The organism is Coleofasciculus sp. F4-SAH-05 (assembly GCF_040222985.1).
GTDB classification, from domain to species: domain Bacteria; phylum Cyanobacteriota; class Cyanobacteriia; order Cyanobacteriales; family Coleofasciculaceae; genus Coleofasciculus; species Coleofasciculus chthonoplastes.
In genome coordinates this window covers 1-13,816 of the sequence record NZ_JAVKBY010000201.1, presented here as the reverse complement: position 1 = coordinate 13,816, position 13,816 = coordinate 1, and the positions used below count along the sequence as shown (strand labels likewise).

Below are 13,816 nucleotides of genomic sequence, written 5' to 3'. Positions count from 1 at the left end.
TTCTCTGGCGATAAGCAAGAAGTGGGCTCTTGCGTATTCCCCACTATAAAACGCCGGAAGCGTCGTTCTGAAACGGAACCCCAAAGGAAGCCTACAACCGTACCCGTAGGGTCGGTGTAGGAGGACGTGACCTTATCATGTCATTCTGAGCGAAGCGAAGAATCTGGACAGATGCTTCGCTTCATTCCGTTTCACTGCATTCTGCTCAGCATGACAGATTCTACCTTAGACTGTAACTTGGTATGAATCAACATCTGTAGAGGCAATTCATGAATTGCCCCTACTGTGCTTAAAGGGATTAGATAGAATCAATAATCATCCGATAGTTAGATGTGATAAATTAAACCATCTTTTATTTATTTTTAGCTGATTGACACTCTAAAAGCGCCACTTCCCAAACCAATCGAGGTTGAGCATATCCAAGCAAGTAGGTTCGGGCTTGCTCTAATTGGTGAATGATCTGGGTATGAGATTTGTGTTGCCAATACCGATGCTGTAAATAGTCAACTAACCACAATTGGGCTTGGGGATCAAGGGTTTTATCAATTTCCTTAGCCAGTTCTAGCGCCATGCGGGATGAGTTGGGCAATTGGTTCAACTTTGCCAGTAATTCTGGGGGAATGGCTTGCAGTTGTTCAAACGCCGCGATCGCGTCTCCGGGACTCCCTTGGGCAATGGCTAATATCGAGGGTTCTTGGAGAATCTGCTCATAACCCGTTTGCTGTAGTACCTGTGCCATATCCTCTTGTGCTAATCGATAAAAGGGAATCCGTTGACAACGGGATACTAAGGTGGGTAATAAGGCATCAGGACTGGGAGCGATTAAGATTAATGTGGCGTTTCCGGGTTCTTCTAGCGTCTTGAGCAAGCCATTTGCGGCTGATTCTGCCATGGTTTCCGTCTGTTCCAACACCACAATTTGACGAGAGGCTTCTAGGGGAGAACGTCCTAAAAATTGGCGAATTTCGCGAATTTGTTCTAGGCGGATTTGGGGGGGCGTTTTGCGCTTGAGTCCTTTTTCTGCGGCTTCTTTGGCGGATAGGCGAATGCCGTTGTGTAGATAGGTGGGTTCAACCCAGAGGAGATCCGGATGGTTCCCCTGTTGTAGGCGTTTCTTGAGTAAGGGTTGCTTCTGGGGGGGAATATCTTGACAAAATAACCGTTCAATGAACCAACGGGCGACTAAAGCCCGCCCGACTCCAGGAGAACCGACAAATAGATAAGCTGGGGCGATACGGTTGGCTGTCATTGCCCCTTCTAAGAGTGCGATCGCTTGTTTTTGTGCAACTATGGTCATTGGTTCGTCATTTGTCATTTGTCATTTGTCATTTGTCATTTGTCATACCCAATCCGCCTTTGGAACCCCCTTTATCCCTTAACTGATGAAAGCCTGTTGCCTGTTGCCTGTTGCCTGTTGCCTTGTCCCTATTCATAAGGGGGGTAGTAACCGGATTTAGTATCATTTGTCTATGACATACTTCTGCCGAATTCGTTGACGCAAAACCGTCTGAATGTCTAGTTGCACGGCGTCAGGGCTTTGATTGGCGTCAATTCGGACAATTCGCTGGGGATACTGGGAGGCTAATTGGGCAAAACCTTGTTGTACTCGCTGGTGAAAGGTTAACTCCGCTTGTTCCATGCGATCGGCGACTCCCCGTTCTCTAGCTCGCTGTAAGCCAATTGTGACATCAACATCTAACCATAAGGTCAAATCGCTTTCTAGTCCTCCTGTGGCGATGTGGTTGATTTGCTCAATCAGGGCTAGGTCAATCCCTCGTCCATACCCCTGATAGGCAATCGTCGAGTCGGTGTAGCGATCGCACAAAATAATCGCCCCGGCATTAAGCTGAGGCTGTAACAATTCTTCAACATGCTGCGATCGATCAGCGGCGTAGAGGAGGAGTTCGGTGCGATGTTGTAGGGATGAGGAGTTTTCTTGGAGCAAAAGTTGACGCAGGTTTATGCCTAAGGGGGTTCCTCCGGGTTCTCGGGTGATGATCACAGGTGGCGGTTTGCGGTAATTGTCCAGTTTGTCTAGTACACCACTGTTGAGGAACCAATCGCGCGATCGCTGAATTTGGGTGGTTTTGCCACTGCCTTCGACTCCCTCAAACACAATCAGCATTTCCCCTTATCCACCTTAAATGCGGCAAGGGGGCGGACGCCTGTACAGCGCTTAAATACCTTAGCCCTCCCTTGCGAGAGTAGTTCTCTAGCCCTTGCTGGATGACAAGGGTCAAGAGGTTTCAGGTTTTTATCTAGAACGAAAACACGCATTACTGCATCTCTCAATTTCTTGGTAAAGTTTGCCTCGACGGTGTTAAGACCCGGTACTTTCTGAGTAACACTGGCTTTTCCGAATGACCTGTTTAATTACCCAGTTGTAGAGCAAGGAACTGGCACGCATCCCTTGGTACGTAGAGACGCGCCATGGCGCGTCTCTACGTACTTAACGGCTGCTAGCTATATAAACTAGCCGTCTGGTCAACAGGATTTTTCAAGCCCACACCATACCCCTAAGGGTTGGTGTGCGGTAGTTGACGCCTCATCTGATCACATCTCTCCCCATTGTCACCCAAAATCATCTCCTCGAATAAGGGGAAAGATGGGCAGATGTTTGTCCCGATGGAATCTACCGTCAAGAGTATGTATACTTTATTGGTATACCTATCCAGCCCAAGCCGCTAGGTAGGTAACTCGTATATAGCCGCCATAGGAGCTTGGTAACCAAGCCCATACAGGTGGTGTTAGCCTGTGGACTGGTTCAGTGCTGTCACAGCCAGAGTGAAGCAGGAAGTAAGTACCTCCAGATACCCACTTGTGGGTAGCTTTGGATAGATCTTATGTAATGATCTAGCTATCTGACGCCAAGGGTTAAATATGGCTCGCTACACTTGTTCATTTACGGTTGCAGTTTCTCCCGATCACCTTCAGCCATCGTTGATTGAGGTTTTACAATCCTGCGATTTCGACATTATCTATGACACGGGAGACTATATCATGGCACGGGAAATCCCTGGTCATGTTGCCTTTGCCAAACTCGTGACAGTGGAAGTCTTGATTGACAAATCGATGGCTACCGATCAGGAAATTCGCATGAATTTCGTGATCAAAAATGAAGAGTTGCCCTTACAGGTAGACAATCACTGCCACGATAAGTTTTATGAAGTTCAAGAGGCGGTTGCCCAAAACCGCCATTGGCAACTCTTAGAAAGTGTTGCTGGTTGACATCCTCTGGTTCAATCCTCTGGATTTCCCTGATCATAGTTGGGCTAATAATCAGGGTGTCCAGTCATCTGGATCTCCCCCCATCATATTTGGGCTAATCAGGGTGATGTCAAACTCATCGGGAGGTCCAGTGGGAACAGAGTCGCGCTTGAGTATGTAGTATTTGGCACTAACTTGAGGACCGAAGACGACTTCGTCCTCATCTTCAAGATCGTGAGCTTGAAGTTTACGACCGTTAATTACGAGTCCGTTGGCGCTGGACTTACCTTTGAGGTTACCATCGACAATGCGGTAGTAGAAACCGCCGTCCTCCCGTTCTCGCCGCACTAAGGTGGCATGTCGGCGAGATACAAATTGTGAGAACAAACGAATATCCACATCCGGATCTCTGCCTATAGAATAGACGGGTTCCTCCAAGGTATATTCCTTGCGCCCTTTTTCGTCTTCAATAATTAACAGATGGTTTTGATTGGATTTTGCAGGCATTGAACATCGAAAAATAGGGATAGACAGTGCCGTAAATTCACTGTCGCTGTGTCTATGCTTTCTTAGATTAGCAAACTGCTTAATCATCTTTCCTTAACGTATTAAGAAGAAATGACCGAATTGCCGACCTTCAACTTGGTCTTTCCCCATTCAATCATCATAAGCATTAATGCAGATCATGGCACAGACTCTAATGTTACAATTTTGTGACATTTTTTTACACTGACCCTAGGGGAGAGCCTGTAAGCTTCCTTTGGGATACCGCTAATTGGCGGCGTTTCCGGATTTTATAGTGAGGAATATGTAATAACTCCTCTCTGGTGATCTTAATAGCTGCGTTACACTCCCGGTTTAGAAGATACCACAAGTAGGCTGTAAATTCGTACCGATAAAACTTTCTCAATTTGGTTATCACTTTAACCCTACTTTCCCGCTGGATACCGGACTTTGTCCTGCTCCGAAGAAAGTCCATGCTTAACATGGGCGGGGAGGAAAGCGGGTGATAACCTAAGATTTACCAGCCTTCGTCGCTTGGTAAGCGAGACTTGAAAAGAATCATCCAGACACCACCATTACTTTGTATTCTACTACATAAAGGTTAGGACCCCTTGAACGAATGGGTGTGAATTTTCCCAGTCTCGCCTGATAATGCGGGATGAGTATTTTGCCGAGACCCCAAACCCCACACCCTACACCCCGTTGTCAGAGTTCCAACCTCGACGTAATAGTAGAGAGTTGCTAACTACAGTCACGGAACTAAATGCCATCAGTGCGCCAGCTACAGCCGGATTGAGAGCGATACCAAATCCGGGTAACAGTATGCCAGCCGCTACGGGAATACCCAAAGTGTTATATCCCAACGCCCAGAAGAGATTTTGGCGAATTTTGTTAAATGTAGCGCGAGACAGTTTAATCGCTTTGACAATATCCAGCAAACCGCCAGCTTGGGGACGGGTCGTGCTAGGTTGCATGAGAATAATTCCCGCCGTTTCCCGGGCAACATCTGTTCCCGCTTGCAGGGCGATGCCAACATCAGCTTGGGCTAAGGCTGGACCATCGTTAATTCCATCTCCAACCATGGCGATGCAGTTTCCCGGGGCTTGCAATTGTGCGATCGCGGCGGCTTTGCCATCGGGACGGATACCTGCCATAACGTTGGCTGGATCAATGGCAAGGTGTTGTGCTACTGTCACGGCGGCATTGGGTTGATCTCCGGTTAGCAACATCACGCGCAGTCCCATCGCCTGTAGCTGTTCTACGGTGGTTTTAGCATCGGGTTTGGGTAAATCAGTTAGGGCAATGAGTCCAGCCAATTCTCCATCTACGGCTAAATACACCACGGTTTTACCCACAGCCGCTAAGGTTTGGGCTTGGGCTTGGGCGGTATCACTAAGAGTCACGCCTTGCTGACGTAACCAATCTTCATTCCCCAGTAATACCGGTTGATTGTCCACTAGGGCAGATATTCCTAATCCAGCTTCGGTATAAAAATCCTTAGCGGCTAATAGAGGTAACTCTTGTTGGGCTGCTGCTGTACAAATCGCTTCTCCGAGGGGATGAGTTGTGCCTCGTTCGGCTGCGGCGGCAAGTTGAAGGAGTTTTGAGCTACCAGATATGCCATTATGCGTCTGTAGGGGCGGGTTTAGGAAATTAGCGCCAGCTATTGAGGATAAGCTTTGTTCAAAACCCGCCCTGACCGAGCTGTACTCCCCATCTTCCTCCTCTGCCCATTTCTCAACAGACAGACAATCGGTTACGGTGGGTTTTCCTTGGGTGAGAGTGCCTGTTTTGTCAAAGACGATGGTATCAAGTTGATGGACTCGTTCTAAGATGTCACCCCCCTTAATCAGTAAGCCCCGTTCTGCCCCTAAGCTGGTGCCGACTAGAATCGCTGTCGGGGTTGCCAATCCCAAGGCACAGGGACAGGCAATCACTAATACCGCGATCGCTAATTTTAAGCTCAATAGTAAGGGTGAGGTTGAATGACTCATCAGGGAGTCTCCTTCCCCTAGAACCTGAGTCCAGATTTTTGTCCCCACCAGCTCCCAAAAAAGGAAGGTGAAGGTGGCGATTGTCAATACCCCATACGTAAAATAACCGGCAACTTTATCGGCTAAATTCTGCACCGGGGCTTTCCGGGTTTGCGCTTCTTCCACCAGGGCGACAATTTGCGCTAATGTGGTTTCCTGTCCAATGCGTGTGGCTTGAATCGCGATCGCACCGGATTGATTTAAGGTGCCAGCCGCAACCGGATCACCGGGTTGCTTGAGAACAGGTAAGGGTTCCCCCGTCAACATTGACTCATCCACCGACGACTGACCCGCCACCACTTCGCCATCAACGGGTATTTTTTCTCCCGGCAAAACGCGCAACCATTCGCCCACGCGAACTTGTTCCACGGGAATCTCGATCCCCAGTTCTGTCGCTGTGGGGGCGGATTTACCAATTAACCGGGCTACCTTGGGTTTCAGTGCCAATAATGATTCATAAGCGGCTGATGCCTGACGCCTTGCCCGTTGTTCCAAGGTACGTCCTAACAGGATAAAGCCAAGTAACATCACGGGTTCATCAAAGAAGCATTCCCAACCCAATTGAGGCAAGAATAAGGCGGCACAGCTAGCCCCATAAGCCGCCAAGGTTCCCAATCCTACTAAGGTATTCATATTCGGGGTTTGATGCCGCAATCCGCGCCAGCCATCGCTGATAATTGGACGCCCAGGTCCTACCAGGGCTAAGGTTGCCAATCCCCAGTGAAACCAGATGGTGCTAAACACGGGTAGCATGGGTCCATGCAACCAATGACCGATATGTCCAATGGTCGAGAGAATAACTAGGACACTAGCAATTATTAATTGCCGCAGTTGTTCCCTTGCCTCTTGTTCATGGCGTTGAGTCGGGGTGAGGCGTTCTTCTGAGGTTTCTCCTGCTTGGGAGTAACGGGGTTGGGAAGGAAACCCAGTTGCGGTTAATTTTTCCGCTAGGGTGGCGGGAGCAACCTGACCGACTTCATACTCAACCACAGCCACTTCTGTAACCAAGTTGACCTGGGCGGAAATAACTCCGGGTTGCTGTTCTAGCTGTCGTTCTACTGCACTGACACAGCCTGCACATTTCATTCCCCCAACATCTAGCGTCATTTGCTCAATGGTTGGGGTGGGGATATCGACGGCTTTTTCGGGAGAAATTTGCATAGATGTTTTTAATACCGATAGGCGTTGCGATGCCTGAATGCTGAGTTTTGTTAATACGTCTCTTTAATGATAAGGATTATTTTGCCAATGCGCTCTGCCACTAGCCAATATCATATTTTGATGACAATGCCGATGATCGGTTGGAGGTTTGAGGTGTGTTTTTGATGGGATAGGGAGGCGTTATGTTTTTCCCGATCCGGTGGCAGTTAAATAAGCATTTTCGGATCGCCAAAACCATTGATATTCCGTAGGGTGGGCATTGCCCACCAGAATATGAGGAGCGTGCCATTCGTCTTAAGTCGCCTGCTTAACAGCCAAGCTCTTCTTTTAGTTTGCGCTTCAAGTCATCAGAAATAAATAGTCCACTAATCTCCTTTGTAAGAGCCTCTAAGGTTTCTCCCTTTTCCTGACGATCTTGATATACGCCCACCAGTAAAGCTTCCAGCCCAAACTTAGATAAGGCATCGGTAGCTATACCTATGACTCCAAGGAACATGATGCCTCCAATCATTCCTCCTGGTCCGAGCATTGCTAAGGCGGCTGTGATTGCCGCTGCTCCTGTAAAACCCGTGGTAGCCATTGCAATCAGGAGAATAATTCCTGGGAATCCTAGTGCCGCAATTTTTCTAACAGCTTCGTCCATTTGATTACTCCTTTGTTATAGTTTTCGCTTTCTGGGTCTTTTCACCTCTAAACTAGCTGATTCAGGTGAGTGATTACCTCAGCAATAGCTGCTAAGACTATTGCGCTATTTGGCGGATGCTATATAAGTATTTGTTGCGTTGTCGAAGGCATAAGCCAATTTAGGTTCACAGAATCTTTACTCATATTTATCTCAGCTTTATGGCGTTAACCCTTCTTATAACAGATACTAAATATAGCTTTGATAATGACAAAATATTGAGGAGAACCGAAATTGCTAGAAGCTATCGACAATGCTAAAGAATCTGCAACTTGTGCAGCAGTTGGTGCGGTTGTTGGTGCAGTTGCCTATCACCAAACCGGAGCAGCAGGTTTAGCTATTGCAGGAGGAGCTTATCCGGTTGGTTTAGCTGCATTTATGGGTGCTGGTGCAGTGGCTGGACTGGCAGTTCATGGTGCGACAAAGGAAGCCGCAAAAAACCTAAAAGAAGCTGCCACCTTTGCAACAGTTGGTGCAGTTGCTGGTGGAACTGTGTACCATCAAACCGGAGCAGCTGGTTTGGCTATTGCAGGAGGAGCTTATCCGGTTGGTTTAGCTGCATTTGTGGGTACTGGTGCAGTAGCTGGGTTAGCAGCTTTTAGCATGAAAAAGTCCGTTTTTAGATGAATTGTGGTTCTGACGAAATATGGGTATTCCGGACTTAGTGGGCTAAACTATCAGCTTTGATGAACCAGGAAGCTTACCACACAAAAACTGCCGCTTTTCACCGCCTCAAAACTCTCTTGAAATCGGGGTAAAATTGGTTAAAGCTATTGCTGTCCCATATTCCGGCAAATCAAACTAACAATTTAGCACACTAACTACGGAAGACCCGTCTTTTTAAATCACCACACGCGGGAGTCGGTGCTTAAAGCCACAAAGGATTTCCCAGGATATTGTGTTTAACGATATCGCCCAGTCATCCGCAGAGATTTGCCTGTCCCCGTCTCGTCCAATTAGGGTGACGATTTCACCAACCTGTAAATCGGAAATATTACTCACATCAAACATCAGTTGATCCATGGTAATCGCCCCAATTTGGGACACCCTTTGACCCCGAATTAATCCGGTCATTTTATTCGAGAGATTCCGGGGAACACCATCGGCGTAACCGATACCAACGACAGCTAGACGTAACTGTTTTTGTGTCCTGAATTTATATCCATAACTCACCCCCATCCCCGCCGGTATTGTTTTCACTTGAGTGACCCGCGTTTTGACTTGCATGACGGGTTTTAGGTTGACTTTTGGGTGCAAATGTGGTGCGGGATAGAGTCCATAAAGCGCTAATCCGACTCGAACCCAATCGTAATGCAAAGCGGGGTCAGTTAACGTGGCGGCGGAGTTAGCTAAGTGTAAGCAGGGTGGGACGATATTCGCCGCGTGAAGTTGGGCAATAGCCGCTTCAAACCGCTGATGCTGTAGTCTCATCACTGTGGGATCTGGACTATCTGCTGTGGCTAAATGGGAATAGACACTGGCTAGTTTTAAATGGGGTAATCGCTGGACTAATTGCACAAACTCTGTGGCTTGTTGCCAAGACATCCCCAAGCGAGACATCCCTGTATCGATGTTGAGATGAACCGATAAGGGTGTTTGACAACGAGTCAGGGTATCGGAAAAAACTAAAGCCTGTTGGGGTGTACAGATAGTGGGTTGTAAATACCAATGCGCGATCGCACGCACTTGTTCCGGGGTGTTGGTTGCGCCTAAAATCACGATGGGCGCGTCAATTCCGGCTTCTCGCAGTTGAATACCTTCTTCTACTGTGGCGACACATAATCCATAAGCACCTGTGGCGAGTGCGGTTTGGGCAACCATTGTGGCACCATGTCCGTAGGCGTCTGCTTTCACCACCGCCATGAGTTGGGTTTTGGCAGACAAAAGCTGTTTTAATTGGTTTAGGTTATGGGCAAGTGCCGCGCGATCGATTTCTACCCAAGCGCGTTCGGTTAATCCGCCGGAGACTTCCCATAAGTTCGTCATTCGTCATTCGTCATTCGTCATTCGTCATTCGTCATTCGTCATTCGTCATTCGTCATTCGTCATTCGTCATTCGTCATTCGTCATTCGTTTATGTAAGGGTTTGAGGAGCATTCACAGAACTTAACATAGTTCAGTTTATTTCCACCGACCTACTTACAAACCTTTACCAACTATTAAACAGGTTTCCGGTGACTTATCGTTTTGAGTTTAATCCTTACCAGCGCCAATTTCGACATCCCCTCACTACTCATCATGGCATCTGGAAAGTACGGGAGGGGATTATCCTGCGTCTGGTGGATGAAAAGGGGCGAGTGGGTTGGGGAGAAATTGCCCCACTTCCTTGGTTTGGTTCTGAAACCTTAGAACAAGCCGTAACCTTTTGTCAGCAGTTCCCGTCTCAGATTACATCAACTGATATTTTCTCGATTCCGGCTGAATTTCCCGCCTGTCAGTTTGGCTTTGAGTCAGCGTGGGATGGGTTAGTCGCAAGGAATGGGGGAGATGAGGGAGATGGGGGAGATGAGGGAGATGGGGGAGATGAGGGAGATGAGGGAGATGGGGGAGATGGGGAAGAGAGTCGTATTGAAACGGAAAAAACAAGTCCGTTGTTACCCAATTCGTCACTGAAATACAGTTATCTTTTGCCCACTGGGGAAGCCGCGTTAACCTCTTGGCAGCAAGGTTGGCAACAGGGCGATCGCACGTTTAAATGGAAAATTGGTGTTACCTCTATGGAATCAGAACTGAGGTGGTTTGACCAGTTGGTTCAAGCTTTACCCCCATCGGCTCAATTACGCTTAGATGCGAATGGGGGACTTACACAACATCAAGCTCAACAGTGGTTAAAGGTATCAGATCAGGCGGGAATTGTCGAGTTTCTGGAACAACCCTTGCCACCAGAGGAGTTTGATGTGATCAGGGCAATGGAAGATCAGTATAAAACAGCGATCGCCCTGGATGAATCTGTCGCCACGTTGAACCAACTCAAAACCTGTTACCAGCAGGGATGGCGAGGAATCTTTGTGATTAAAGCTGCGATCGCGGGATCTCCAACACAACTACGACAATTTTGTCAAGCCCACGATATCGACTTGGTTTTCTCCTCCGTCTTTGAAAGTGCGATCGCAAGAATAGCGGTTCTCAATTTAGCTGTAGAATTATCTCATCCCCATCGGGCAGTTGGGTTTGGAGTTAATCACTGGTTTGTCTAAGTTGATTAGCGCCTAAGTAGGTGGACATTAAAGTTAGCGGTGGAGGTTAGGGAACAGGCAACAGGCAACAGGCAACAGTAAGGGTTTGAGACTTGTTTACATAACTTATCTAGTTAAGTTTATTTCCACCAACCTACTTAGCTCGGGTGTAAGGTTAATTATGCAAGGTAGGAGATAGGACGCCAGGGTATTTGTAGGGGCGGGTTTAGGGATTAATTTTGGTTTTTTCCCTAACTGGAGTGCGAAACCCGCCCTAATATTTTGTTAGGGTGGGTTTAAGTAAATGAATTCTATTTTAATCGATATAAAACAGCGAGATAATGATTGGATTATTGGTTTTGACAATAACAAATTCCAAGAAATAAATCAGAAATTATTTGATAAATTTTCTAACTTATTTCCATGTAAAACCGTTCCTAAGATTATTCTGGCTGAATCTAACCCTTGGCGATTCCTTGCTGCATTTAGCGCCGCTGTTAGTGCCGATTGTTCAGTGTTTTTGGGCAATCCCAATTGGACACCAGAGGAATGGCAGTACGTTGTATCATTAGTCCAACCCGATTTAATTTGGGGAGATTTGTCAAGGAGCATTTGTCAAGAGTCATTGGTCAAAAATAAGGGACAAGGGATAATCAATAAAGAACCGACAATGGGTGTCACTAAATTGGGCGTTTGTAGTCAGCGCTTGATTCGTGATGGCACTAAAGTGCCTACTACGAACCCTACTACGAACCCTACTACGAACCCTGGAATAATGATTCCTACAGGGGGTTCCTCGGGTAAGATTCGCTTCGCCATGCACACCTGGGATACGTTGATGGCGTCGGTGCGAGGGTTTTATCAGTATTTTGACCAGAAGCCAGTGAACTCCTTCTGTGTCTTGCCTGTGTATCATGTGAGTGGGTTGATGCAATTTCTGCGATCGCTAACCACAGGAGGACAGTTTGCTAGTCTACCCTTTAAAGAGGTGGTGGCGGGAAAAGGACGAGAGATTAACCCAAAGGATTTTTTTATTTCCCTGGTTCCCACTCAGTTACAACGCTTACTCCGGGCGAATGCAGCAAATTGGTTATCCCAGTTTCACACGGTTTTGTTAGGTGGTGCGCCAGCTTATGAGTCTCTCTTAACTGAGGCGAGACAACAGGGTATTCGCTTAGCGCCAACTTATGGAATGACGGAAACGGCGTCTCAAGTGGTTACTCTTAAACCGGACGCATTTTTAGCGGGGAATAATAGTTGCGGTCAAGTTCTCCCTCATGCCCACGTTACCATTCGCAGTACAACCGGGGAATTTTTGGGGACGAATCAAATCGGAATTGTCACGATTGCAGCAGAGTCTTTGGCATTGGGTTACTATTCTTCAGGAGATAAGGAAGATAAGGAAGATAAGGAAGATGGAGAGTTAACTCAAAACCATGTCCTTGAGCGCAGCGAAGGAGCAATCAGGGCGGGTTTTGAGGAAACGTTATCGTCAACCACTGGCGCGAATTTTCAAACCTCGCCCCTACAGACGAATAATGGCGCATCTCTACACTTCCCCCATCACGAATCCCCAATCCCCAATAGTCATGCAACGCCTGATAAAATCCCAACACTGCAATCCGATGATTTGGGATTTTTTGATGAGCAGGGGTATCTAACTATTGTCGGACGGCACAGTCATAAAATCATTAGCGGAGGTGAAAATATTTTCCCAGCCGAAGTCGAAGCGGCTATTTTAGCCACCCAATTAGTGCGTGATGTGTGTGTGATTGGCATACCGCATAATTATTGGGGTCAAGCCGTTACAGCGGTTTACGTTCCTCGTGCATCGGACGTTTCTGTGGATGTTTTAAAAGCCGCGCTGGTCAATCAGTTAAGTAGGTTTAAGCAGCCTAAATATTGGGTTACTGTTGAACAATTGCCCCGCAATGAGCAAGGAAAAGTAAATTATGAATCTGTTAAAACAACGGCTTTAGAATTTGTACCTAGGGATTAAAAAGTCACAAATATTAATGTCAGTCAATAATAAATAGGGTCTGCTGAATAAGTCGGAAAAACACAACTAATGGATTAAGTAGTTATAGCAACCGCAATGGCTGTTAGGACACATCATTTATGTTCCAGACGCGCCATGGCGCGTCTCTACAATGGTGCCGAACGTCCTAATCGATATGTCTATTGCTATATATAATATATAAATAGATAAAAACCCAGACAAATAGCGAGCGAGACGCTCGCACTACTACCACCATTCCCCGTTCTCTATTCCCTGCGGGTGAGTTCCCTATCCTCACCACAAAACTTATTCAGCAGACCCTAAATAATGACTTTGCCAATCATTAAAACCCCCTGATCTGCTCGCAGATAGGGAACAGACGTACCCTTAAACCCGGTAATAAACGGCTTGTGATGCAACTGCCAATAGCTGGTACTCATATCATTGGCGATCGATTTTAAAGCCCTAAGTTCTTCCACCAATTCTGTAGCGAGTTCGTTAATCCGATTGGCATGATCATAAGCCTGTTGAGTGGCGATCTCTACCTCGTCTGCTAAGGTTAAGGCTTGCTTAGGTTTCGCCAGAGGCTGTAGCTGTTGCTGTTTTTGCTCCAACTGCGCCTGCAACGCCGCGATCGCATTATCAATTCCCTGAACTTCGGCGGAAACCTCTGCGGCTACCCTCGCTTGATGGCGATAAGCCGCCGCGATCGCTTTGGGTGAATTATTCTCCGGTTGAACCTCCTGATTGCTTAGAGTATCCCGTTCGTGACGTAGTGCCTCGAGTTGGGTGCGAATTGCCTCAATTTCTGCCTGTATCTGATCCATCCTGATACCACGTTGTCTTAAAAGATACTTTTTTCTTGGTGCAGGTCTACTACCTTTGCATAACACAATCGTTACATAACACATTGGTAGGGGCACGGCACTGCCCATTGGTGTCAACTTAACCAGAAGAAGCCCAGATTTCTTTTGAGCGAGCGGCATTGTCTCGATGCCGCTTGCGCTCAGTTTTGACTAAACCTAAGAGCTTGTAATGATCAACCAAATAACTC

Annotated in this window: 12 protein-coding genes and 1 pseudogene; 5 read left to right on the top strand and 8 right to left on the bottom strand. The window is 47.2% G+C overall.

Going from position 1 to position 13,816, the window contains the following annotated elements; genetic code table 11:
• Positions 1-352: 352 nt before the first annotated feature.
• The 3 genes and pseudogenes from holB to RIG27_RS24015 all read right to left on the bottom strand — a co-directional run.
• Complete coding sequence (holB, locus tag RIG27_RS24025; RefSeq protein ID WP_446349355.1) at positions 353-1,315, bottom strand: DNA polymerase III subunit delta'; 963 nt, start codon at positions 1,313-1,315, stop codon at positions 353-355.
• 144 nt (positions 1,316-1,459) lie between these two features.
• Positions 1,460-2,125 carry a dTMP kinase gene (gene tmk / locus RIG27_RS24020; protein ID WP_446349353.1) on the bottom strand — a complete coding sequence of 222 codons (666 nt, stop codon included), beginning with the start codon at positions 2,123-2,125 and terminating at the stop codon, positions 1,460-1,462.
• 47 nt (positions 2,126-2,172) lie between these two features.
• Positions 2,173-2,277 (bottom strand): annotated as a pseudogene (locus RIG27_RS24015) (RRXRR domain-containing protein); the annotation flags it as partial.
• A gap of 603 nt (positions 2,278-2,880) precedes the next feature.
• On the opposite strand from RIG27_RS24015, the gene RIG27_RS24010 reads away from it, so the two are divergent.
• Positions 2,881-3,228: a hypothetical protein gene (locus RIG27_RS24010; protein ID WP_006104062.1), complete on the top strand. Its 348-nt coding sequence runs from the start codon at positions 2,881-2,883 to the stop codon at positions 3,226-3,228.
• Positions 3,229-3,279: 51 nt separating this feature from the next.
• Here RIG27_RS24010 and RIG27_RS24005 read toward each other — a convergent pair whose 3' ends face one another.
• The 3 genes from RIG27_RS24005 to RIG27_RS23995 form a co-directional block, all read right to left on the bottom strand.
• Positions 3,280-3,714, bottom strand: coding sequence for an FHA domain-containing protein (locus RIG27_RS24005; RefSeq protein WP_446345815.1), 435 nt, complete (start codon positions 3,712-3,714; stop codon positions 3,280-3,282).
• 689 nt (positions 3,715-4,403) lie between these two features.
• Positions 4,404-6,905: a heavy metal translocating P-type ATPase gene (locus RIG27_RS24000; protein WP_446349350.1), complete on the bottom strand. Its 2,502-nt coding sequence runs from the start codon at positions 6,903-6,905 to the stop codon at positions 4,404-4,406.
• A 307-nt stretch (positions 6,906-7,212) separates the two neighbouring features.
• Positions 7,213-7,548: a hypothetical protein gene (locus tag RIG27_RS23995; protein ID WP_446345811.1), complete on the bottom strand. Its 336-nt coding sequence runs from the start codon at positions 7,546-7,548 to the stop codon at positions 7,213-7,215.
• Between the two features lie 273 nt (positions 7,549-7,821).
• On the opposite strand from RIG27_RS23995, the gene RIG27_RS23990 reads away from it, so the two are divergent.
• The gene (locus tag RIG27_RS23990; RefSeq protein ID WP_446345809.1) at positions 7,822-8,214 is read left to right on the top strand and encodes a hypothetical protein; all 393 of its coding nucleotides are present in this window, start codon (positions 7,822-7,824) and stop codon (positions 8,212-8,214) included.
• Between the two features lie 213 nt (positions 8,215-8,427).
• On the opposite strand, the gene alr is transcribed toward RIG27_RS23990, so the two are convergent.
• Positions 8,428-9,573: an alanine racemase gene (alr, locus tag RIG27_RS23985; RefSeq protein WP_446349348.1), complete on the bottom strand. Its 1,146-nt coding sequence runs from the start codon at positions 9,571-9,573 to the stop codon at positions 8,428-8,430.
• Here alr and RIG27_RS23980 point away from each other — a divergent pair.
• The 3 genes from RIG27_RS23980 to RIG27_RS23970 all read left to right on the top strand — a co-directional run bounded on the left by RIG27_RS23980 (position 9,461) and on the right by RIG27_RS23970 (position 12,762).
• The gene (locus RIG27_RS23980) at positions 9,461-9,697 is read left to right on the top strand and encodes a hypothetical protein (protein ID WP_446349357.1); all 237 of its coding nucleotides are present in this window, start codon (positions 9,461-9,463) and stop codon (positions 9,695-9,697) included. The genes alr and RIG27_RS23980 overlap by 113 nt on opposite strands.
• Positions 9,698-9,761: 64 nt before the next feature.
• The gene (locus tag RIG27_RS23975) at positions 9,762-10,784 is read left to right on the top strand and encodes an o-succinylbenzoate synthase (RefSeq protein WP_446349346.1); all 1,023 of its coding nucleotides are present in this window, start codon (positions 9,762-9,764) and stop codon (positions 10,782-10,784) included.
• 283 nt (positions 10,785-11,067) lie between these two features.
• Complete coding sequence (locus tag RIG27_RS23970) at positions 11,068-12,762, top strand: 2-succinylbenzoate--CoA ligase (RefSeq protein ID WP_446349344.1); 1,695 nt, start codon at positions 11,068-11,070, stop codon at positions 12,760-12,762.
• A gap of 320 nt (positions 12,763-13,082) precedes the next feature.
• On the opposite strand, the gene RIG27_RS23965 is transcribed toward RIG27_RS23970, so the two are convergent.
• On the bottom strand, positions 13,083-13,589 hold the full coding sequence (locus tag RIG27_RS23965; RefSeq protein ID WP_446349342.1) for a hypothetical protein: 507 nt from the start codon (positions 13,587-13,589) through the stop codon (positions 13,083-13,085).
• Between the last annotated feature and the right edge of the window lie 227 nt (positions 13,590-13,816).